Origin of the sequence: Leifsonia xyli subsp. cynodontis (assembly GCF_050632205.1) — a bacterium.
GTDB lineage: Bacteria > Actinomycetota > Actinomycetes > Actinomycetales > Microbacteriaceae > Leifsonia > Leifsonia xyli_D.
The window spans coordinates 1,373,651-1,393,240 of sequence record NZ_CP192578.1 but is presented as its reverse complement, the minus strand read 5'-3'; the positions used below and the strand labels follow the sequence as shown (position 1 = coordinate 1,393,240).

General features: G+C 69.2%; 22 protein-coding genes. 12 read left to right on the top strand and 10 right to left on the bottom strand.

Features of this window, described 5'->3' with window-relative positions; translation table 11 throughout:
- Positions 1–160 precede the first annotated feature (160 nt).
- Entirely contained in the window at positions 161–1,081 is a 921-nt protein-coding gene (locus ACQ86M_RS06930; protein ID WP_431247540.1) for a heme o synthase, read from the top strand.
- Between the two features lie 56 nt (positions 1,082–1,137).
- Complete coding sequence (locus ACQ86M_RS06925) at positions 1,138–1,698, top strand: GNAT family N-acetyltransferase (protein WP_431221335.1); 561 nt, start codon at positions 1,138–1,140, stop codon at positions 1,696–1,698.
- On the opposite strand, the gene ACQ86M_RS06920 is transcribed toward ACQ86M_RS06925, so the two are convergent.
- Positions 1,672–2,613, bottom strand: a complete 942-nt coding sequence (locus tag ACQ86M_RS06920) for a COX15/CtaA family protein (RefSeq protein ID WP_431247539.1) — start codon at positions 2,611–2,613, stop codon at positions 1,672–1,674. The genes ACQ86M_RS06925 and ACQ86M_RS06920 overlap by 27 nt on opposite strands.
- Before the next feature lie 294 nt (positions 2,614–2,907).
- On the opposite strand from ACQ86M_RS06920, the gene sufB reads away from it, so the two are divergent.
- The 6 genes from sufB (at position 2,908) to ACQ86M_RS06890 (ending at position 8,739) form a co-directional block, all read left to right on the top strand.
- On the top strand, positions 2,908–4,326 hold the full coding sequence (sufB, locus tag ACQ86M_RS06915) for a Fe-S cluster assembly protein SufB (protein WP_431221333.1): 1,419 nt from the start codon (positions 2,908–2,910) through the stop codon (positions 4,324–4,326).
- A complete protein-coding gene (gene sufD / locus ACQ86M_RS06910; RefSeq protein WP_431247538.1) occupies positions 4,323–5,540 on the top strand; it encodes a Fe-S cluster assembly protein SufD in 1,218 nt (405 codons plus the stop codon). Before sufB ends, sufD begins: the two co-directional genes overlap by 4 nt.
- Positions 5,540–5,869, top strand: a complete 330-nt coding sequence (locus ACQ86M_RS06905; protein ID WP_431247537.1) for a non-heme iron oxygenase ferredoxin subunit — start codon at positions 5,540–5,542, stop codon at positions 5,867–5,869. The genes sufD and ACQ86M_RS06905 overlap by 1 nt, the downstream gene beginning before the upstream one ends.
- Before the next feature lie 2 nt (positions 5,870–5,871).
- Positions 5,872–6,666 carry a Fe-S cluster assembly ATPase SufC gene (sufC, locus tag ACQ86M_RS06900; RefSeq protein ID WP_431221330.1) on the top strand — a complete coding sequence of 265 codons (795 nt, stop codon included), beginning with the start codon at positions 5,872–5,874 and terminating at the stop codon, positions 6,664–6,666.
- Between the two features lie 39 nt (positions 6,667–6,705).
- Positions 6,706–7,035, top strand: a complete 330-nt coding sequence (locus tag ACQ86M_RS06895) for a metal-sulfur cluster assembly factor (RefSeq protein ID WP_055893974.1) — start codon at positions 6,706–6,708, stop codon at positions 7,033–7,035.
- 105 nt (positions 7,036–7,140) lie between these two features.
- On the top strand, positions 7,141–8,739 hold the full coding sequence (locus ACQ86M_RS06890; RefSeq protein ID WP_431221329.1) for an ABC-F family ATP-binding cassette domain-containing protein: 1,599 nt from the start codon (positions 7,141–7,143) through the stop codon (positions 8,737–8,739).
- 146 nt (positions 8,740–8,885) lie between these two features.
- On the opposite strand, the gene ACQ86M_RS06885 is transcribed toward ACQ86M_RS06890, so the two are convergent.
- From ACQ86M_RS06885 to ACQ86M_RS06870, 4 genes are all read right to left on the bottom strand, one after another.
- The gene (locus tag ACQ86M_RS06885; protein ID WP_431247536.1) at positions 8,886–9,773 is read right to left on the bottom strand and encodes a patatin-like phospholipase family protein; all 888 of its coding nucleotides are present in this window, start codon (positions 9,771–9,773) and stop codon (positions 8,886–8,888) included.
- Between the two features lie 156 nt (positions 9,774–9,929).
- Complete coding sequence (locus tag ACQ86M_RS06880) at positions 9,930–10,793, bottom strand: SURF1 family cytochrome oxidase biogenesis protein (RefSeq protein ID WP_431247535.1); 864 nt, start codon at positions 10,791–10,793, stop codon at positions 9,930–9,932.
- A complete protein-coding gene (locus tag ACQ86M_RS06875) occupies positions 10,790–11,008 on the bottom strand; it encodes a hypothetical protein (RefSeq protein WP_431247534.1) in 219 nt (72 codons plus the stop codon). The genes ACQ86M_RS06880 and ACQ86M_RS06875 overlap by 4 nt, the downstream gene beginning before the upstream one ends.
- Positions 11,008–11,313: a DUF3099 domain-containing protein gene (locus ACQ86M_RS06870; RefSeq protein ID WP_431247533.1), complete on the bottom strand. Its 306-nt coding sequence runs from the start codon at positions 11,311–11,313 to the stop codon at positions 11,008–11,010. The genes ACQ86M_RS06875 and ACQ86M_RS06870 overlap by 1 nt, the downstream gene beginning before the upstream one ends.
- A gap of 87 nt (positions 11,314–11,400) precedes the next feature.
- Between ACQ86M_RS06870 and fabG the strand changes: the two genes are divergently transcribed.
- Positions 11,401–12,111 carry a 3-oxoacyl-ACP reductase FabG gene (gene fabG, locus ACQ86M_RS06865; RefSeq protein WP_431247532.1) on the top strand — a complete coding sequence of 237 codons (711 nt, stop codon included), beginning with the start codon at positions 11,401–11,403 and terminating at the stop codon, positions 12,109–12,111.
- A 9-nt stretch (positions 12,112–12,120) separates the two neighbouring features.
- Here fabG and serB read toward each other — a convergent pair whose 3' ends face one another.
- Both serB and ACQ86M_RS06855 read right to left on the bottom strand, forming a co-directional pair.
- Positions 12,121–12,780, bottom strand: a complete 660-nt coding sequence (serB, locus tag ACQ86M_RS06860; protein WP_431247531.1) for a phosphoserine phosphatase SerB — start codon at positions 12,778–12,780, stop codon at positions 12,121–12,123.
- The gene (locus ACQ86M_RS06855; protein WP_431221321.1) at positions 12,777–14,021 is read right to left on the bottom strand and encodes a glucose-1-phosphate adenylyltransferase; all 1,245 of its coding nucleotides are present in this window, start codon (positions 14,019–14,021) and stop codon (positions 12,777–12,779) included. The genes serB and ACQ86M_RS06855 overlap by 4 nt, the downstream gene beginning before the upstream one ends.
- A 47-nt stretch (positions 14,022–14,068) precedes the next feature.
- Here ACQ86M_RS06855 and glgA point away from each other — a divergent pair, with 47 nt between their 5' ends.
- The 3 genes from glgA (at position 14,069) to ACQ86M_RS06840 (ending at position 16,437) form a co-directional block, all read left to right on the top strand.
- Positions 14,069–15,256 (top strand): glycogen synthase, encoded by a 1,188-nt coding sequence (gene glgA, locus ACQ86M_RS06850; protein ID WP_431247530.1) that lies wholly within the window; start codon positions 14,069–14,071, stop codon positions 15,254–15,256.
- Positions 15,257–15,275: 19 nt separating this feature from the next.
- The gene (locus ACQ86M_RS06845) at positions 15,276–16,064 is read left to right on the top strand and encodes an ABC transporter ATP-binding protein (protein WP_431221319.1); all 789 of its coding nucleotides are present in this window, start codon (positions 15,276–15,278) and stop codon (positions 16,062–16,064) included.
- 121 nt (positions 16,065–16,185) lie between these two features.
- Positions 16,186–16,437, top strand: a complete 252-nt coding sequence (locus ACQ86M_RS06840; RefSeq protein ID WP_115696813.1) for a type B 50S ribosomal protein L31 — start codon at positions 16,186–16,188, stop codon at positions 16,435–16,437.
- Between the two features lie 202 nt (positions 16,438–16,639).
- Here ACQ86M_RS06840 and ACQ86M_RS06835 read toward each other — a convergent pair whose 3' ends face one another.
- The 3 genes from ACQ86M_RS06835 to treS all read right to left on the bottom strand — a co-directional run bounded on the left by ACQ86M_RS06835 (position 16,640) and on the right by treS (position 19,554).
- A complete protein-coding gene (locus ACQ86M_RS06835) occupies positions 16,640–16,957 on the bottom strand; it encodes a DUF4190 domain-containing protein (protein WP_431221318.1) in 318 nt (105 codons plus the stop codon).
- Positions 16,958–17,032: 75 nt separating this feature from the next.
- Positions 17,033–17,719 (bottom strand): exonuclease domain-containing protein, encoded by a 687-nt coding sequence (locus ACQ86M_RS06830; RefSeq protein WP_431247529.1) that lies wholly within the window; start codon positions 17,717–17,719, stop codon positions 17,033–17,035.
- Positions 17,720–17,844: 125 nt separating this feature from the next.
- The gene (gene treS, locus ACQ86M_RS06825; RefSeq protein ID WP_431247528.1) at positions 17,845–19,554 is read right to left on the bottom strand and encodes a maltose alpha-D-glucosyltransferase; all 1,710 of its coding nucleotides are present in this window, start codon (positions 19,552–19,554) and stop codon (positions 17,845–17,847) included.
- Positions 19,555–19,590 lie beyond the last annotated feature (36 nt).

The following is a 19,590-nucleotide window of genomic DNA, read 5'->3' as shown; positions in this document are numbered from 1 at the left end:
TATAGGTAACACGCACGAAACGTGGGGTCTTCCCCCAGGTGGTTGTGCTCTGGCCGGACACGGCGTAGCCCCGCAGCGCCGCCTCTACGTGCCGTAGACTTTCCAAGGGCTCTTCTGCCCCATCCGCCGAACCACCGAGCGCTGAAAACACCGAGGAGCAATGGACGTCGCTGTAGAGAGCCGTGTCGAACCGGGCCGCATCGGCGTCGCTCGCAAGGTGAGGGCGTACGTGTCGCTCACCAAGCCGCGTGTCGTCGAGCTGCTGCTGGTGACCACGGTGCCGACGATGATCCTGGCGGAGCGCGGCATCCCGAACCTCTGGCTGGTGCTCGCCACCGTCATCGGCGGCTACATGAGCGCGGGATCGGCGGGCGCCTTCAACTGCTACATCGACCGCGACATCGATCGCGTGATGCGGCGCACGAAGAACCGCCCGCTCGTCACGGGCGAGCTCTCCGACCGCGAGGCGCTGGTCTTCGCGTGGGCGCTGGGCATCGCCTCGGTGCTCGTGCTCGGGTTCTTCACCAACTGGCTCGCGGCGGGCCTGTCGGTCGCCGCCATCCTGCTCTACGTCGTCTTCTACACGCTCATCCTGAAGCGCCGCACCCCGCAGAACATCGTCTGGGGCGGCGTGGCCGGCTGCATGCCGGTGCTGATCGGCTGGGCGGCCGTGACGGGTTCGCTCGACTGGGCGCCGTTCATCCTGTTCGGGATCATCTTCCTCTGGACGCCGCCGCACTACTGGCCGCTGTCGATGAAGTACCGGTCCGACTACCAGGAGGCCGGCGTGCCGATGCTCGCCGTCGTCCGCGGCCGCGCGGTGGTCGGTCTGCAGGTCATCCTGTACGCGTGGGCGATGGTCGCCTGCTCGCTGCTGCTCATCCCGGTCGGCCGGATGGGCCTGCTCTACACGGCGGTCTCGCTGGTCGCCGGCGGCTGGTTCATCTACGAGTCGCACCGCCTCTACAACCTCGCGATCCGGCACGAGACGGTGTCGCCGATGCGCGTGTTCCACGGTTCGATCGCCTACCTGACGCTGATCTTCCTCGCGGTCGCGATCGACCCGCTGCTGCCGTTCTGACCGGCTCCGGCCCGGATTCCGTGCCGCGGGGGTCCGCTCGCCTCTAGCATGTGCGCATGACGGCACCGTTGCTGACCGCACACCTGGTGACCCCTCGTCTGGTGCTGGATGCGCCGACGGAGGACGACATCCCGGATGTCCTCGCCGCGTGCGAGGATGCGGAGACACAGGCGTGGGTGCCGCTCCCGACGCCGTACACGCGCGAGAGCGCCCAGTTCTTCGTCCGCTCCTACTGCCCGCACGGGGTCGCCAGCCGGCGCTACACGGTGTGGGCGCTGCACCTGCGCGAGGGCGGCCGGATGCTGGGCGCGCTGGAGGTGCGGCGCGACGACCGTCCCGGCTCCGCGTCCCTCGGCGCGTGGTCGGGCCCGTGGGGCCGTGGACACGGCTACATGAGGGAGGCGCTGGTGGCGGTCACCCGCTACGCCCTCGACCCGGCGGGCCTGGGGTTCGACCAGCTGAACTGGGAGTACGTGCCCGGCAACCACGCGAGCAAGCGGCTGGCCGAGGCGGCCGGCTTCGGCTTCGACGAGGGCATCCGCACCATCGTCGAGCTGCACGGCGTGCGGCGCGAGGCGCGCGTGGGGACGCTACGCCGCGACGACGTCGGACTCTGAGGCGGCGCGCGCCTCGGCCCGCTCGGCCGGGCCCGTGAGCGCGTGCAGGATGGCGGTCATGCAGGCCGCGAGCAGGGCCGCGAGGGTCATGTGGACGCCGACGAGGATGCCCGGCAGGCCGGTGTTCGCCTGGATGAGGCCGACGGCGATCTGCGCCACCTCGACCGCCAGCAGGTACAGCGAGAACCGGTGCACCGGCGTGGTGCGGTACCGGAACGAGCCAACGACGAGCACGAGCGTGAGGGCGAACGTCACGTAGGCCGGGATCGCGTGCACGTGCTGCAGGATCTCCGGGTTCAGGCCGCTGCGCGGGGTCTTCGTGTCGCCCGCGTGCGGGCCGGATCCCGTCGTCACGATGCCGACGAGGATGGTGACCGCCACGACGACGCTGGTGACCCACGCGACCGCCGCGAACCATCCGGGCACGGCCCGCTCCCGTGGCCCGGGTACCGCGTAGAGGCGGACCAGGTAGGACGTGGTGATCGCCACCAGCACGATCGACGTTACGAAGTGTGTCCCCACGACCCACCACGTGAGGCCGGTCAGCACAGTGATACCGCCGAGGACCGCCTGGAACGGCACGCCGAGCCCGGCGACGAGTGTCAGCCAGAACAGGTCGCCGCGCGAGCGGTACAGCTTCACGACCTGCAGGAACGCGATGATCGCGAGGATGGCCAGCACCCCGCCCAGCAGCCGGTTGGCGAACTCGATGACGCCGTGGACGCCCATCTCGGGCGTGTTGACGAGGGAGTCCGCGGTGCACTTCGGCCAGGTTGGGCAGCCCAGGCCGCTGGAGGTGAGACGCACCGCGCCGCCGGTCGCGACGAGCATGATCTGGGCGGCCAGGTAGATCCAGGCGACGACACGCGTCCGCCCGTCCACGCGGTCCGGCAGCCAGGCGATGAAGCGCTTCATGTGTTTCTGGGTTTCCTCGGTCTCAAACGGCAGGGCGGGATGCGGATACTCGGCCAACCCGCAGGCGCGCCTCTACTTTTACCTCGTCGCACCTGTAGAATTGGTGGGTTCGAGGAACGCGCCTCGGTGCGCGCGCCTGCAGGCGGTGCGTCGCGGCCCGCCTCCACGAACAGTCTAGGTACGCAGTTGCGCCATCCGCACAATCACGACTCTCGGCCGACGATCTCTCGTCGTGTGCGAAGGGGAATGAGCCGGACTGATATCCGGTTACGGCTGGTAGGAAACGAGGTAGATATGTCAGACATCCTGATCGATCGGCCTGAGCTCGCCTCTCTGGGGCAGTACGAGTTCGGCTGGGCGGATTCCGACGCTGCGGGCGCTTCCGCACGTCGCGGTCTCTCGCCCCAGGTGGTGAAAGACATCTCCGGGCTCAAGAAGGAGCCCGAGTGGATGCTGCAGCGCCGCCTGAAGGCCCTTCAACTCTTCGAGCGCAAGCCGATGCCGACCTGGGGTGCCGACCTGTCGGAGATCGACTTCGACAACATCAAGTACTTCGTCCGCTCCACGGAGAAGCAGGCGCAGAGCTGGGAGGACCTCCCAGAGGACATCCGCAACACGTACGAGAAGCTCGGCATCCCGGAGGCGGAGCGCCAGCGCCTCGTCGCGGGCGTCGCCGCGCAGTACGAGTCCGAGGTCGTCTACCACCAGATCCGCGAAGACCTGGAGCAGCAGGGCGTCATCTTCATGGACACCGACACGGCGCTGCGCGAGCACCCCGAGTTCTTCGAGGAGTACTTCGGCACGGTCATCCCGTCGGGCGACAACAAGTTCGCGGCGCTCAACACGGCCGTCTGGTCGGGCGGCTCCTTCGTCTACGTGCCGAAGGGCGTGCAGGTCGAGATCCCGCTGCAGGCCTACTTCCGCATCAACACGGAGAACATGGGCCAGTTCGAGCGGACGCTGATCATCGCCGACGAGGGCAGCTACGTGCACTACATCGAGGGCTGCACGGCGCCGATCTACAAGTCCGACTCGCTGCACTCCGCGGTGGTAGAGATCATCGTGAAGAAGAACGCCCGTGTGCGCTACACGACCATCCAGAACTGGTCGAACAACGTCTACAACCTCGTCACCAAGCGGGCCACCGCCGCGGAGGGCGCGACGATGGAGTGGATCGACGGCAACATCGGCTCCAAGGTGACGATGAAGTACCCGTCGATCTACCTGATGGGGGAGCACGCCAAGGGCGAGACCCTCTCCGTCGCGTTCGCCGGCCCCGGCCAGCACCAGGACGCCGGCGCCAAGATGATCCACATGGCGCCGTACACCCAGTCGTCGATCGTCTCCAAGTCGATCGCGCGGGGCGGCGGCCGTGCCGGCTACCGCGGCGAGGTTCGGGTGGATGCGGCTGCGCATCACTCCGCGAACACCGTGCGCTGCGACGCGCTGCTGGTCGACACGATCTCGCGGTCCGACACGTATCCGGCCATCGACATCCGCGTCGACGACGTGCAGCTCGGCCACGAGGCGACGGTGTCGCGCGTGAGCGAGGAGCAGCTGTTCTACCTGATGTCCCGCGGGCTGCCGGAGGACGAGGCCATGGCCATGATCGTCCGCGGCTTCATCGAGCCCATCGCCCGCGAACTCCCGATGGAGTACGCACTCGAACTCAACAAGCTCATCGAGATGGGCATGGAAGGCTCCGTCGGATGACGATCCAGCAGACGCAGACAGAACAGAACGCGCCGGCTCCATCGCACATGCGTGCGCCCGTCCCCGTCCAGACCCGCTCCGAGCGGTTCACGTCGACCGACGTCTCCGCGTTCCCGGCCGTCACCGGCCGTGAGCCGATGTGGAAGTACACGCCGGTAGCGCGCATCCAGGAGCTGACGAGCGGCGAACTCGACGGCTCCCCGTACGCCTACTCTCTGACAAGCACCGGCGACGTGACCGCGGCGAAGGGCGTCTCGACGCTCTGGGTCGGGCGCGAGGACTCGCGGATCGGCCGGGCCGGAAAGCCCGAGGACCGCGCATCCGCCAACGCGTGGACCGCCTTCGAGCAGGCGCTGCTGGTCAGCATCAGCGCCGACCTCAGCGGGGACCACCGCGAGGTGACGCTCACCCGCGCCGGCCTCGGCGACGCGCCCCGCGCGGCGCACACCGTGGTCGAGGTGGCCGACGGCGCGACCGCCACGCTCATCCTGCAGAACACCGGAGCCGCCCACCTCACCGAGAACGTGGAGTTCCTGCTCGGCAGGGACGCGGACCTCACGGTCGTCTCGCTGCAGGAGTGGGACGACGACGCGCTGCACGTGGCCGCCCACTTCGCCGAGCTGGCGGAGGGCGCGCGGATCAAGCACGTGGCGATCACCCTCGGCGGTGGCGTCGTGCGGCTCAACCCGTCGGCGCACCTCGCCGGCGCGCGGTCGGACGCCGAGCTGCTCGGTGCGTACTTCGCCGACGCGACGCAGCACCTCGAGCAGCAGGTGTACGTCTACCACGACGGTCCCGAGACCCGCAGCCGCGTCACGTACAAGGGCGCGCTGCAGGGCGAGGGCGCGCGGACGGTCTGGATCGGGGACGTGCTGATCGGCCCGAAGGCTGTCGGCACCGACACCTACGAGCAGAACCGCAACCTCGTGCTGACGGACGGCGCCCGCGCCGACTCCGTGCCGAACCTCGAGATCGAGACGGGCGACATCGTCGGCGCCGGCCACGCGAGCGCGACCGGCCGGTTCGACGACGAGCAGCTGTTCTACCTGCAGTCGCGCGGCATCCCGGAGGACGAGGCGCGCCGCCTGGTCGTTCGCGGCTTCCTCGCCGAGATCGTGCAGCAGATCGGTTCGCCGGCGCTGCAGGAGCGCCTGCAGGCCAAGATCGAGGACGAGCTCCAGGCGACCTCGGTCGCGAACGGAGCCGGGCACTGATGGCGGCGCAGCGCGTCGCCGCGGTCGCCGAGCTGGTCGAGAACCAGGCCACCCGCGTCGTGGTCGACGGTGTGCCGATCGCCGTGGTCAAAGACTCTGCCGGCACCGTCCACGCCATCGGCGACACCTGCACGCACGGCGAGATCTCGCTCTCCGAAGGCTTCGTCGAAGACGAGACGCTGGAGTGCTGGGCCCACGGCTCGCAGTTCTCGCTCGTCACCGGCAAGCCCCTCAACCTCCCGGCCTACGAGCCGGTCCCCGTCTTCGGCGTCGAGATCATCGACGGAGACGTCTACATCGACTCCAGCGTCACGAAAGAGAACCAGTAACCATGTCAGTCCTCGAGATCCGCGACCTCCACGTCACCGTCGAGACGGACCAGGGCACGAAGCCCATCCTGAACGGCGTCGACCTCACCATCAACGAGGGTGAGATCCACGCGATCATGGGCCCCAACGGCTCGGGCAAGTCGACCCTCGCCTACACGATCGCCGGCCACCCCAAGTACACCGTCACGCAGGGCACCATCACGCTCGACGGCGAGGACGTCCTCGCGATGACCGTCGACGAGCGTGCCCGCGCGGGCCTCTTCCTCGCCATGCAGTACCCGGTCGAAATCCCGGGTGTGACGAACACGAACTTCCTGCGCACCGCGAAGACCGCGATCGATGGCCAGGCGCCGTCGATCCGCACCTGGGTCAAGGACGTCCGCGAGTCGATGGGCGCGCTGCGCATGGACTCGTCCTTCGCCGAGCGAAACGTCAACGAGGGCTTCTCGGGCGGCGAGAAGAAGCGCAACGAAATCCTTCAGCTCGAGTTGCTCAAGCCGAAGTTCGCCGTGCTCGACGAGACCGACTCGGGCCTCGACGTGGACGCGCTCAAGATCGTGTCGGAGGGCGTGAACCGCGCAAAGGCCAACACCGGCCTGGGCATCCTGCTCATCACGCACTACACGCGCATCCTGCGCTACATCAAGCCGGACTTCGTGCACGTCTTCGTCGCCGGCCGCGTGGCGGAGCAGGGCGGCCCCGAGCTCGCCGACCGCCTGGAGGAGGAGGGCTACGACCGCTACGTCGACGCCCCCGAGTCAGCGTCGGCCGACGCGGCCGAGCTGGCCGAGGCCTGAGCCCGGACCGCTCCGAGCACCGAGAGGTAGAATCCGCTTATGCCCGCCACCTTGAGCCCCGCGCTCTTCGACCAGGTCGAGGAGGCGCTGAAGAACGTCATGGATCCCGAGCTCGGGATCAACGTCGTCGACCTGGGCCTCATCTACGACCTGGCCTGGGACGACGAGAACAACGCGCTCATCATCTCGATGACGCTCACGAGCGCCGGCTGCCCGCTGACCGACGTGCTCGAGGAGCAGACCGCCGAGAGCTTGGACGGCATCGTCGAGGCGTTCCGCATCAACTGGGTGTGGATGCCGCCGTGGGGTCCCGAGCGGATCACCGATGACGGCCGCGACATGATGCGCGCCCTCGGCTTCGCCATCTAGCCGAACCCCTTCCAACAGTTCCGGACTTCTTCCGTCCCGCCGCGGCGTGTCGACCCGAAGAAGTCCGGAACTGTTTGCTGCTGAGAACCGAAAGAGAGAACGACTGTGCTTGCCGTGCAGGGGCTGGAACTCCGCGTGGGCGCACGCCTCCTGATGGAGGACGTGAGCTTCCGCGTCGCCGCCGGCGACAAGATCGGACTCGTCGGGCGCAACGGCGCCGGGAAGACGACGCTCACCAAGGTGCTGGCCGGCGACCTGCTGCCCACCGCGGGGACGGTCGACCGCTCCGGCGACCTCGGCTACCTGCCGCAGGACCCGCGCTCGGGCAACCTCGACGACCTGGCGCGCACGCGCATCCTCGACGCCCGCGGTCTCGGCTCGATCGTGCTCGGCATGCAGAAGGCGACCGTCGAGATGGCGAGCACCGACTCCGCCGTGTCGGAGGCGGCCATGAAGACGTACGGACGGCTGGAGGAGCGCTTCCACCTGCTCGGCGGGTACGCCGCCGAGGCGGAGGCCGCATCCATCGCCTCCAACCTGAACCTGCCGGACCGCATCCTGGACCAGCCGCTCAAGACGCTGTCGGGCGGTCAGCGCCGGCGCATCGAGCTGGCGCGCATCCTGTTCTCCGACGCCCGGACGATGATCCTCGACGAGCCGACTAACCACCTGGACGCGGACTCGGTCATCTGGCTGCGCGAGTTCCTCAAGAGCTACACGGGCGGTTTCATCGTCATCTCGCACGACGTCGACCTCGTCGGCGAGACCGTCAACCGCGTCTTCTATCTGGATGCGAACCGCCAGGTCATCGACATCTACAACATGGGCTGGAAGAACTACCAGCGCCAGCGCGCCGCCGACGAGGAGCGCCGCAAGAAGGAGCGCGCGAACGCCGAGAAGAAGGCGGGCGCGCTGCAGCTGCAGGCCGCCAAGTTCGGGGCGAAGGCCACCAAGGCCGCCGCCGCGCACCAGATGGTCGCGCGCGCCGAGAAGCTGCTCGCCGGCCTCGAGGATGTGCGCCAGGCCGACCGCGTCGCCAAGCTGCGGTTCCCGACGCCCGCGCCGTGCGGCCGGACCCCGCTGCAGGCGAGCGATCTGTCGAAGAGCTACGGCTCGCTCGAGATCTTCACCGCGGTGGACCTCGCGATCGACCGCGGGTCGAAGGTCGTCGTGCTCGGTCTCAACGGCGCCGGCAAGACGACGCTGCTGCGGATGCTCGCCGGAGTGGACGCGCCCGACACCGGTCAGGTGGAGCCCGGCCACGGCCTCCGCATCGGCTACTACGCGCAGGAGCACGAGACGATCGACGTCGAGCGCAGCGTCCTGCAGAACATGGTGTCGTCGTCGCCGAACCTGACGGAGACCGAGGCGCGCAAGGTGCTCGGCTCGTTCCTGTTCACCGGGGACGACGCGCACAAGCCGGCCGGGGTGCTCTCCGGTGGCGAGAAGACGCGTCTGGCGCTGGCGATGATCGTCGTCTCGGGCGCGAACGTCCTGCTGCTCGACGAGCCGACGAACAACCTCGACCCGGCGAGCCGTGAGGAGATCCTGGACGCGCTGGCGCACTACGAGGGCGCCGTCGTGCTGGTCAGCCACGACGAGGGCGCGGTCGAGGCCCTCAACCCCGAGCGGGTGCTCATCCTCCCGGACGGGGTCGAGGACCACTGGTCGCGCGACTACCTCGACCTCATCTCTCTCGCCTGACCCGTCGAGATTTGTGCCAAATCTCGGTTATGGCGCCGCGATGACGTCGATTTGTGCCAAATCTGCGTTGAGGTCTCACGGGGATTCGTGACGAATGGTCGTTACTCGCACTGAATGGCGACCATTCGTCACGAATCGTGCGCGGGTCAGGCCCAGAACGCCGCGAGGGACGGCGCGAGCGCCACGCCCTGCGCATGGCCGAGGCGGGCCGCCGCGGGGCGGAGGGACGGATCCATCGCGTTCTCGCCGAACAGCTCTTGCGACTCGGGCCCGACCACCTCGACGCGGCTGCCGGAGCGGCGGAGGGCGTCGATCTGCACCGCGAGGTGGATGCCCCACCCGGCCGGTGCGAGCGACCGCCCGCCGAACGGCGACAGAACCAGCACCCGCGCGTAGCCGCTCGCCAGGTCGGCGTTCTCGGCGTTCGTCCGGAACCCGCCGTCGAGGTACCGTGCCTCGCCGATCCGGTACGGGAGCCCGCTCGACGTGCTCGCGGCCACCGCATCCAGGAGGCCGACGGCGCCGTCCCGGTCGAACACGACGCCCTCGGCGGTGCGCGTATCCACTCCGGTGATCAGGATGCGGCGGTCACGCGGCCACGAGGCGCCGGGGAGCCGGGCCGCGACGATCGCGCGCCAGCGCTCCGACCGGGATCCGTCGTCGTCCGCGTCCGCCGCGAGGGCGGCTGCGCACAGGCGGCGCCGGTAGTCGTCGGCGTCCGTGGACGCGGCGATGAGGGCGCTCAGCCGCGCCAGGCCGCCCGTGGCCCCGGCGGCTCCGGCGGGAGCCGGCCCGCGGGGCGGGGGCGGCACGAGCGCGGCCGCATAGAGTGACGCCGGATCGTCCGCGGTGAGTTGTGCGGCCGCCGTGGCGCCGGCCGAGGTCCCGACGGTCAGATCGGGCGCGGTGACGTCGAGGCCGGCCTCGGCGAGCCCGGCGATGACGCCGATCAGCCAGGCGTTACCGGTCGATCCGCCGCCGCCGAGGATGAGTGCGCGCTCCGTGCGCGCGGAAGAGGAAGGAGAAATGTTCATGGGAGTCGCCTTTCGCGAAATGCTGGACGGCGCTCCCGGCGGCGAGAAGGCTCAGCCGCGTGATCGTAGGCGAAGGGGAGCGCCCACTGTCGACACTGCGTTCATGGGTCTCACCTCCTGTCGCCGGAACACGATCGGGATGACGATAGCACGCGATCAGTGCGTGGCGTCGAGCAGTTCGTCCTCGACGTCGGAGTCGGTCCGCTTCGCGCGGCGGCGGCGCTCCCGTTCGGCGGCCCGTGCGCGCTCGGCCGGGTCGTCGGAGTTGCGCTTACGGTACTCGGTCACCAGCGCGTAGCCGAGGCCGAAGAAGCCGATCAGGGCGAAGATGATCCACTGGATCATGTACGACCAATGGAGCCCCTCGTCCTGCGTCGGGGGAGAGGTCACGGTCGGCGTCGGCGCGGTCGCGGGCGCCGGGTCCTCCGAATCGAGCAGTCCGTACGCGCCGGTGTACATGTCCGCGCCGTCGAGCTTCTGCTCGACGACGGAGAGCTGGATGGTCCCCACCTGATCGCCGGTCGCCGTACGCCCTGGGATGGCCGGTTCGCTGGCCTTGAGACGCGCGACCACGGTCACCTCGCCGGCGGGCGCCGCGGGCACATGGTCGGGGGCGTCCGTCTTGCTGCCGGTGGGCACCCATCCCCGGTCCACGATGAACAGCGTCCCGTCGGCCGTGCGCAGCGGCGTGAGCACCTCGAACCCGGGATTGCCGTTGAATGGGCGGTTGCGCACGAGCAGCTGCTTGTCGCGCTCGTACGTGCCGCGCACCGTGACGCGGGTCCACTCCTGCTTCGCCGAGTACGCGCCGAGCGTCGGCAGCTCTGTCGTCAACGGAACCGGCTTCGAGTCGAAGTTCGCCGTGATCAGGGCATTGGCGGCGGCAGCCTCCTTGCTGCGGGCCAACTGCCAGTTGGAGAGGAACCCGCACGCGATCGCGAACACGATGGCGAAGGCGAGGTAGCCGAGCCAGCGGCGCGAGAAGGCGAACCGCCAGCCGGCGGATTTCGGGTCGCTCATGCGTCCGAACCCACCGCGGGGACCACGCGGACCGGGAACTCGCGCGCGGCGAGGAACTCGCGCAGGAACTCCACGTGCTCGTCGCACGCGAGCCACACCTTCACGCGATCCTCCGAGTGGATGCGCGGGTTGCGCCACTCGATCCGCCACGACGCACGCTCACGGCAGCCGGCGCGCGAACAGGTCAGCGGCGCAGGCTCGCCCATCCCGATCATCAGCCCTCCCGAGGCTCGTCCCTCGGCGCCTGCGGCGGAGGCGCCACTGGAACGATACTGCCCGGACGCTGAACATCCACCCGGCCCTGCTCCACCGACACGTTCGCGATGACGACCGCGAAGTACGGCAGGAAGATCGCGCCGACCAGCGGGATCGCGGCCCACCAACCGGGCACGATGACCGCGGCGATGAGGCAGAGCACACGGACGCCCATAGCGACCGAATACTTGATCATCCGGTGCTTGCGCTCCTCGTCCGGGGAGAGGGGGAGGCTCGTGATCGACGGGGCTGAGGGCTTCTTCATGTGCGTTCACCCCAGAGTACGTCCATAAACTATTCGACGGGCCTGCTCGGGCCGAATACGCAGAAAGCTGTTCCTGAAGGGAAGCGCATGACCACGCCACGCACCGTCCTCGTCACCGGAGGCAACCGGGGGATCGGCTACGCCATCGCCGAGGAGTTCGTCGCCCAGGGCCACCGCGTCGCGGTCACGGCGCGCTCGGGGGAGGGACCGGAGGGCGCCCTGACGGTGCGGGCGGATGTGACCGACACGGCCTCGGTCGACGCGGCGTTCACCGAGGTGGAGGAGAAGCTCGGCCCGGTGGAGGTCGTGGTCGCCAACGCGGGCATCACCAAGGACACGCTGCTGATGCGCATGACGGACGAGGAGTTCGACTCGGTCGTCGAGACGAACCTGGGCGGCGCCTTCCGGGTCGTCAAGCGGGCGAACAAGGGGATGCTGAGGGCACGCTTCGGCCGCATCGTGCTGATCTCGAGCGTCGTCGGGCTGTTCGGCGGCGCCGGCCAGGTCAACTACGCGTCCTCGAAGGCCGGCCTCGTCGGCATGGCGCGGTCGATCACGCGCGAGCTCGGGGCACGCGGCATCACCGCCAACGTCGTCGCCCCCGGCTTCATCGAGACGGACATGACGGCCGCGTTGCCGGAAGCGCAGCAGGCCGAGTACAAGAAGAGCATCCCGGCCGGCCGCTTCGCACAGGCGTCGGAAGTCGCCAAGGTCGTCACCTGGATCGCGGGCGACGACGCCGGCTACATCTCCGGCGCGGTCATCCCGGTCGACGGCGGCCTCGGGATGGGCCACTGACCCACGCGGTCAGCCGCGCAGGCCGAGGAGGGGCAGCACCTGCGACAGGTCGGGGCGGTCGATGACCAGGTCCGCCTCGGCCCGCACCTTCGGCTTGGCGTTGAAGGCGACCGCGAGGCCCGCCTCCGCCATCATCCGCAGGTCGTTGGCGCCGTCGCCGATCGCGACGGTCTGCCTCAGGTGCACGCCCGCGTCCGCGGCCCAGAACAGCAGCGCCTGCGCCTTGGCGGCCGCATCGACGACCGGTCCGTCGACCTCGCCGGTGAGCACACCATCCCGCACCACCAGGCGGTTCGCCCGCCAGTGATCGAGTCCGAGCCGCTCGCCGATCGGGTCGAGCAGTTCGTGGAAGCCGCCGGAGACGACGCCGACCACGCCGCCAGCGGCCTGGACGCCCGCGACGAGCTCCGGCACGCCCTCGGTGACGCGGATGCGCTCGCCCACATGGGCGAACACCGAGGCGGGAAGGCCCTTCAGTGTGCGGACGCGCTCACGCAGGCTGCGCTCGAAGTCCAGCTCGCCGCGCATCGCGCGCTCGGTGATCTCCGCCACCTCGGTGCGGGAGCCCGCCTCCTCGGCGAGCAGTTCGATGACCTCGTCCTGGAGCAGGGTGGAGTCGGCGTCGAGCACGACCAGGACGGACGCCTTGCGGTGATGCGAGTCGCTCATGGAACGACGTGCACGCCCTTGCCGACCACGGTGATGCCGGATTCGGTCACCGTGAAGCCGCGCGCGCGGTCCCGCTCCGGGTCGACGCCGATCTGCGCGCCCTCGGCGACCACCACATCCTTGTCGAGGATGGCCCGGCCGACGAACGCGTTCGGCTCGATCACGGCGCGCTCGAAGACGACCGAGTCGATGACCTTGGCGCCGGAGTCGACCTTGGCCCACGGTCCGAGCACGCTGCGCTCGAGGTGGGCGCCCGAGATGACGGAGCCGAGCGAGACGATGGAGTCGATGGTCGTGCCGAGCGCACCGCGTCCGTCCCGCACGATCTTCGCCGGCGGCGAGTTGAGCACCTGGCTGAAGATCGGCCAGCTGTTGTTGTAGAGGTTGAAGATCGGCAGGGCCGAGATGAGGTCCTGGTGGGCCTCGAAGAACGAGTCGATCGTCCCCACATCCCGCCAGTAGTAACGGTCGCGGTCGGTGGATCCCGGGACGTCGTTGTTGTTGAAGTCGTAGACCGCCGCCTCGCCGCGGGCGACGAAGTCGGGGATGATGTCGCCGCCCATGTCGTGGTTGGAGTCGGGCTTGTCGCCGTCGCGGATCACCGCGTCGATGAGGGCGTCGGCGTCGAAGACGTAGTTGCCCATCGAGGCGAGCACCTCGTTCGGCGAGTCCGGAAGGCCGATCGGGTCGCGCGGCTTCTCGCGGAAGGCGCCGATGCGGTCCGGGCGGTCGGGCTCCACCTCGATGACGCCGAACTGGTCGGCGAGACCGATGGGCTGGCGGATGGCGGCGACGCTCGCCGGGGCCCCGGAGGCGATGTGCGCCTCGATCATCTGGCCGAAGTCCATCCGGTACACGTGGTCCGCGCCGACGACCACCACGATGTCGGGCTTCTCGTCGCGCAGCAGGTTGAGGCTCTGCAGGATGGCGTCCGCCGACCCGCTGAACCAGCGCTTCCCGAGGCGCTGCTGAGCGGGGACGGAGGCGATGTACGAGCTGGTGATGCCGTCGAGCCGCCAGGTCTGGGACACGTGACGGTCGAGGCTGTGGGACTTGTACTGGGTGAGCACGACGATCTGGCGCAGCTGCGAGTTGATCAGGTTCGACAGCGCGAAGTCGATCAGGCGGTACTGCCCGCCGAACGGGACGGCGGGCTTCGCGCGGTCCGCCGTCAACGGCATCAGCCGCTTTCCCTCTCCGCCCGCGAGGACGATGCCGAAGATCTTCTTGCCTGGTGCCATGCCCCTAACAGTAGAGGCGAAGTGTTCGCTGTACTAGCGTTTTGGTCATGCGCGTCGATCTTCTGACCAGGGAGTACCCGCCGGACATCTACGGCGGCGCCGGGGTGCACGTGACCGAGCTGGTGCGGGCCCTCCGCACCGACACCGAGGTCGTCGTGCGGGCCTTCGGCGAGCCCCGGGAGGAGCCGGATACCGCGTCGTACCGCGTGCCGGCGGAGCTCGCGGAGGCGAACGGCGCGATCGCGACGCTGGGCGTCGACCTGCAGATGGCGCAGGACTGCGGGGGAGCGGATGTGGTCCATTCGCACACCTGGTATGCGAACGGCGCGGGCCATCTGGCCAAGCTGCTGCACGGCGTCCCGCACGTCGTCACCGCGCACAGCCTCGAGCCGTTGCGGCCGTGGAAGGCGGAGCAGCTGGGCGGCGGTTACCGCGTCTCCAGCTGGATCGAGAAGACGGCCTTCGAGGGTGCGGACACGGTGATCGCGGTCAGCGACGGGATGCGGCGCGACATCCTCGCGGCCTACCCCGACCTCGACCCGACCAAGGTCGTGACGATCTACAACGGCATCGACCTGGAGCGCTGGCAGCCGCTGCGCGACGACGACCGCGCGCGTGCGCTCGGCATCGACCCGGAGCGCCCGGCCGTCATCTTCGTTGGCCGGATCACCCGCCAGAAGGGCCTGCCGTACCTGCTGCGCGCGGTGCGCCGGCTGCCGCCCGAGGTGCAGATCATCCTCTGCGCGGGCGCGCCCGACACGCCGGAGATCCTCGCCGAGGTCGCCGGACTCGTGGAGCAGCTGCAGCGGGAGCGCGACGGAGTGGTGTGGATCGACCGCCTGCTCCCGAACGACGAGCTGCGGATCGCGCTCACCGCGTCCACCGTGTTCGTCTGCCCGTCGATCTACGAGCCGCTGGGGATCGTCAACCTGGAGGCCATGGCGTGCGGGCTGCCCGTCGTCGGCACCGCGACCGGCGGCATCCCCGAGGTCATCGTGGACGGCGTCACCGGCCGGCTGGTGCCCATCCAGCAGCTGCAGGACGGCACCGGCACGCCGACCGATCCGGAGCGGTTCGTGGACGACCTCGCGGCCGCCCTGATCGAGGTCGTGAGCGATCCGGAGCGGGCGGCGGAGATGGGCCGCGTGGGCCGTGAGCGCGCCGAGACCTCGTTCAGCTGGACGGCCATCGCCGAGCAGACGCGGGACGTGTACCGGTCACTCATCGGCCGCTAGCGCAGGTAGGCTGGAGCGCATGGCCGACAGCGTTATCCGACTTTCCGACGTGTCCGTTGTGCGGGACGGCAACCCCGTCCTGAAGGGAATCGACTGGGCGGTCGAGCCGGACGAGCGGTGGGTCATCCTGGGCCGCAACGGCGCGGGCAAGACCACCCTGCTGCAGATCGCCGCGGCCGCGCTGCACCCGAGCTCGGGCGAGGCCGTCGTGCTCGGCGAGTCCGTCGGCCACACCGACCTGGCCGAGCTGAGGCCGCTGCTCGGGTTCGCGTCCAGCGCGCTGGCCCGGCGCATCCCGCGCAACGAGCGTGTGCTGGATGTGGTGATGACCGCCGCGTACGCCGTCACCGGCCGCTGGCACGAGCTGTACGAGGAGATCGACGAGCGCCGGGCGCACCGCGTGCTCGCCGAGTGGCACCTCGACCACCTGGCGGAGCGGACCTTCGGCAGCCTCTCCGACGGCGAGCAGAAGCGCGTGCAGATCGCCCGCTCGGTGATGACCGACCCCGAGATCCTGCTGCTCGACGAGCCGGCCGCCAGCCTCGACCTGGGCGGGCGCGAGGAGCTCGTGAAGCTGCTCGGCGGCTACGCCAGCGACCCGAAGTCCCCGGCGATCGTGATGGTCACCCACCACGTGGAGGAGATCCCGCAGGGCTTCAACCGCGCGCTGCTGCTCAAGGAGGGCGAGATCGCGGCCGCAGGCCCCATAGGCGAGGTGCTCACCAGCGAGAACCTGAGCGACACGTTCGGTGTCGCGGTGGAGATCAGCGAGGCCGACGGGCGCTACACGGCGCGCGCCGCCGGGTGACGGTTCATCCGCGCCGATCTGCTAAAGTAGATAGCTGGCCCGACCTGGGCCGATAAGCTTCCCGTCCTCACGCCGTCCGGCGCGGACACGACCGAATACGACACGCAACAAGGAAGTCCTGATGAAGACTGGCATCCACCCCGACTACGCCCCGGTGGTTTTCCGCGACCTGGCCTCGGGTGCGACGTTCCTCACCCGCTCCACCGTCTCGAGCGACAAGACGATCGAGTGGGAGGACGGCAACACCTACCCGGTGATCGACGTCGAGATCTCTTCCGAGTCGCACCCGTTCTACACGGGCAAGCAGCGCATCCTCGACTCGGCCGGCCGTGTCGAGAAGTTCAACTCGCGCTACAAGAACTTCGGCAAGTAAGCCGCACGCGGCTCCGCCGCAGCACGAAGGCCCCCGTCCGCTGGACGGGGGCCTTCGTCGTTGCCGCTGCGCGGGTCGCCGGCGCGGGCCGTGCCCGCTATCGAAGGAGATTCGGGCGGCTCACCGTCGAATCTCCCGCGGGACTGCCGATCGAAGGAGATTCGGCACCCGAACTCCTTCGATCGGCAGCGACCGCTGTGGCTCAGGACGTGGTGGTGTAGTTGCCGCTCGCAGCGAGCGAGACGATCAGGATGACCCAGATGATGCCGATGACGATCGAGATGAAGCCGATGATGACGGCGGCCAGCGCCAGTCCGCGACCCTTCTCGCCGGTGCGCTTGATCTGCGACAGGGCGATGAAACCGAGGATGATGCCGACGATGTTGATGAAGAACGTCACGATGAACGCGACGATCGCCATGGTGTTCCACCGGGGCTCAGCCGCGCCGTAGGGCTGCGCGTACTGCGGCTGCTGCTGCTGCGGCGGGAGGGGCTGGGGGTTCAGGTTGGAATCGCTCATGGCACACAACGTAGCGGGCCAGCGGGCGTCCGCAGAAGCCCCCGCATGCGGGGGAAGCGTCGGAGCCCGCAGCGGTCAGCGCAGCGGCCAGTCTCCGGAGGTGGTGAACTGGGGGTCGCGCTCGCGCCGCATGTACTCCTGGAAGTCGGCCGCCTGCTCCCGGCACCAGTCGACCTGGCGCAGGTGCAGCTCCGCCGCCTCCAGTGCGAGAGCCTCGGCGTGGATGCGCGCGAGCGCCTGCGCGACGCGGCCGGCGGCGATCGCATCCGCGCCCGCATCGTGGGCGGCGAGCAGGTCGACGCCGTAGTGGGTCGCGGTGACGGTCAGCGTCCGCTTGCCCCTGCGGTACTTGTCGACCGCCTTGTCGATCACGAGCGGGTCGATGATCGGGCCCGGCGAGACCAGCGGCGCCACGTCGTACCGCCGCGCCTCGCGGTCGAGCAGCGTGAAGTCGTAGGGGGCGTTGTAGGCGACCACGGGGATGCCGCGGTCGAACAGGCTGCGCAGCTGCGCGACGATCGCCGCGACGCCGCGGGCGGCATTCATCCCGGCGGCGCGCGCCTGCTCGGTGGTGATGCCGTGCACGGCCGTCGCCTCGGACGGGATGTCGACGCCCGGGTCGAGCAGCCAGTCCCGGCGGTGCAGCACCTCGCCGGTCTCGTCGAGGAGGCCGACGTGCGCGGTCACGATCCGAGCCGATTCGACGTCGATCCCGGTGGTCTCCAGGTCGAAGACTCCCAGCCGGTGGTGCCACGTGCTCATGACTCAACGCTAGGCACGACCTCCGTCATCCGAACGGATGGCGCGCCGAGTCGTGAGAAGGTGCGCGAATCCGCGCCGAGTGGTGAGCGGATGTCGCCACTCGGCAGGATGCGGAGCGAGCGCAATCAGGCGCGGCGCGGCTCCATGTGCAGCCAGTAGAAGTTCTGCGTGCCGAGGGTCAGCGTGAAGCGGCCGTCGTCGGCGACGGTCGGGAACTCCGCCCCGCCGAACAGGTCGTACAGCGTGCTCCCGGCGAACTCGGGCGCCTCGAGCGTGACCGACACCGGGTTGTGCGCGAACGAGAACACGCACAGCACGTCCTCCGGCTGGTCGCCGAAGTGCGTCCCGCTGCCGGCGTACGACCGCACGAAGGCGAGCACCGACTCGTGATCGGTCGGCAGCACGCGGATGTCGCCGAGGCCGAACACCGGATGCGCCTTCCGCACGTGGATGACGTTGCGGATCCAGTGCAGCAGCGAGCGGGACTGGGCGAGCTGCGCCTCCACGTTCACCTGGTTGTAGTGGAAGACCAGGGACTGCACGACCGGGAGGAAGAGCTTGCCCGGGTCGGCGCTGGAGAAGCCGGCGTTGCGATCCGGCGTCCACTGCATCGGCGTGCGCGAGCTGTCGCGGTCGGGCAGCCAGATGTTGTCGCCCATCCCGATCTCGTCGCCGTAGTAGAGGAACGGGCTGCCGGGCAGCGAGAACAGCAGCGCGTGGGCCAGCTCGAGCTCGGCGCGCGAGTTGTCGAGCAGCGGCGCGAGGCGGCGCCGGATGCCGATGTTGGCGCGCATCCGCGGGTCGTAGGCGTACCAGCCGTACATTGCCTGGCGGTACTCCTCGCTCACCATCTCGAGCGTGAGCTCGTCGTGGTTGCGCAGGAAGACGCCCCACGCGGCGCCCTCCGGGACGTCGGTCGTCTCGGACAGCACCCGCACCAGCTCGCCGGCCTGCTGCGACCGGAGCGCGTAGAAGATGCGCGGCATCACCGGGAAGTCGAAGGCCATGTGGCACTCCGGCTCCTCTTCGCTGCCGAAGAAGGCCGCGACCTCGCGGGGCCACTGGTTGGCCTCCGCGATCATGATGCGGCCCGGGTACTCGCGATCGACCCACTCGCGCAGCTTGATGATGAACTCGTGCGTCTTCGGCTCGCCCTCGCCGTTGCCCTCGTCGGACTCGTAGAGGTACGGGATGGCGTCGAGCCGGAAGCCGTCGACGCCCAGGTCGAGCCAGAACTTGACGATGTCGTACATCGCCTGGTGCACGGCCGGGTTCTCGAAGTTGAGGTCGGGCTGGTGCGAGAAGAAGCGGTGGAAGTAGAACTGGCGGCGCGCCTCGTCGAACGCCCAGTTGGAGTCCTCGGTGTCGACGAAGATGACGCGGATGTCCGGCCACTTGTCGTCCGTGTCGTTCCACACGTAGAAGTCGCCGTACGGCCCCTCCGGGTCGGAGCGCGACTGCTGGAACCACTCGTGCTGGTCGGAGGTGTGGTTGATCGGGAGGTCGATGATGATGCGCATGTTGCGCTCGTGCGCCTTGGTCACCAGCTCGCGGAACTCGTCGATGGTGCCGAACTCGGGCAGGATCGACGTGAAGTCCGAGACGTCGTAGCCGCCGTCGCGCAGCGGCGACTGGAAGAACGGCGGAAGCCACAGGGCGTCGATGCCCAGCCACTGCAGGTAGTCGAGTTTCCCGGTGAGCCCGGCGATGTCGCCGGATCCGTCTCCGTTGCTGTCGACGAACGACCGCACCATGACCTCGTAGAAGACCGACCGGCGGTACCACTGGGGATCGAGGGCGAGGCCGGGCAGCGTGATGGGCGCGGTGAAGCTCACGGTTCTCCTTGTGCGGGGGATGGAGGACGGGGGTGG

Excerpts from the sequence above, each read along its gene's own strand:
- ACQ86M_RS06930 (WP_431247540.1), top strand. The coding sequence starts at position 161 with ATGGACGTCGCTGTAGAGAGCCGTGTCGAACCGGGCCGCATCGGCGTC.
- ACQ86M_RS06925 (WP_431221335.1), top strand. The coding sequence starts at position 1,138 with ATGACGGCACCGTTGCTGACCGCACACCTGGTGACCCCTCGTCTGGTG.
- ACQ86M_RS06920 (WP_431247539.1), bottom strand. The coding sequence starts at position 2,613 with ATGAAGCGCTTCATCGCCTGGCTGCCGGACCGCGTGGACGGGCGGACG.
- sufB (WP_431221333.1), top strand. The coding sequence starts at position 2,908 with ATGTCAGACATCCTGATCGATCGGCCTGAGCTCGCCTCTCTGGGGCAG.
- sufD (WP_431247538.1), top strand. The coding sequence starts at position 4,323 with ATGACGATCCAGCAGACGCAGACAGAACAGAACGCGCCGGCTCCATCG.
- ACQ86M_RS06905 (WP_431247537.1), top strand. The coding sequence starts at position 5,540 with ATGGCGGCGCAGCGCGTCGCCGCGGTCGCCGAGCTGGTCGAGAACCAG.
- sufC (WP_431221330.1), top strand. The coding sequence starts at position 5,872 with ATGTCAGTCCTCGAGATCCGCGACCTCCACGTCACCGTCGAGACGGAC.
- ACQ86M_RS06895 (WP_055893974.1), top strand. The coding sequence starts at position 6,706 with ATGCCCGCCACCTTGAGCCCCGCGCTCTTCGACCAGGTCGAGGAGGCG.
- ACQ86M_RS06885 (WP_431247536.1), bottom strand. The coding sequence starts at position 9,773 with ATGAACATTTCTCCTTCCTCTTCCGCGCGCACGGAGCGCGCACTCATC.
- ACQ86M_RS06880 (WP_431247535.1), bottom strand. The coding sequence starts at position 10,793 with ATGAGCGACCCGAAATCCGCCGGCTGGCGGTTCGCCTTCTCGCGCCGC.
- ACQ86M_RS06875 (WP_431247534.1), bottom strand. The coding sequence starts at position 11,008 with ATGATCGGGATGGGCGAGCCTGCGCCGCTGACCTGTTCGCGCGCCGGC.
- ACQ86M_RS06870 (WP_431247533.1), bottom strand. The coding sequence starts at position 11,313 with ATGAAGAAGCCCTCAGCCCCGTCGATCACGAGCCTCCCCCTCTCCCCG.
- fabG (WP_431247532.1), top strand. The coding sequence starts at position 11,401 with ATGACCACGCCACGCACCGTCCTCGTCACCGGAGGCAACCGGGGGATC.
- serB (WP_431247531.1), bottom strand. The coding sequence starts at position 12,780 with ATGAGCGACTCGCATCACCGCAAGGCGTCCGTCCTGGTCGTGCTCGAC.
- ACQ86M_RS06855 (WP_431221321.1), bottom strand. The coding sequence starts at position 14,021 with ATGGCACCAGGCAAGAAGATCTTCGGCATCGTCCTCGCGGGCGGAGAG.
- glgA (WP_431247530.1), top strand. The coding sequence starts at position 14,069 with ATGCGCGTCGATCTTCTGACCAGGGAGTACCCGCCGGACATCTACGGC.
- ACQ86M_RS06845 (WP_431221319.1), top strand. The coding sequence starts at position 15,276 with ATGGCCGACAGCGTTATCCGACTTTCCGACGTGTCCGTTGTGCGGGAC.
- ACQ86M_RS06840 (WP_115696813.1), top strand. The coding sequence starts at position 16,186 with ATGAAGACTGGCATCCACCCCGACTACGCCCCGGTGGTTTTCCGCGAC.
- ACQ86M_RS06835 (WP_431221318.1), bottom strand. The coding sequence starts at position 16,957 with ATGAGCGATTCCAACCTGAACCCCCAGCCCCTCCCGCCGCAGCAGCAG.
- ACQ86M_RS06830 (WP_431247529.1), bottom strand. The coding sequence starts at position 17,719 with ATGAGCACGTGGCACCACCGGCTGGGAGTCTTCGACCTGGAGACCACC.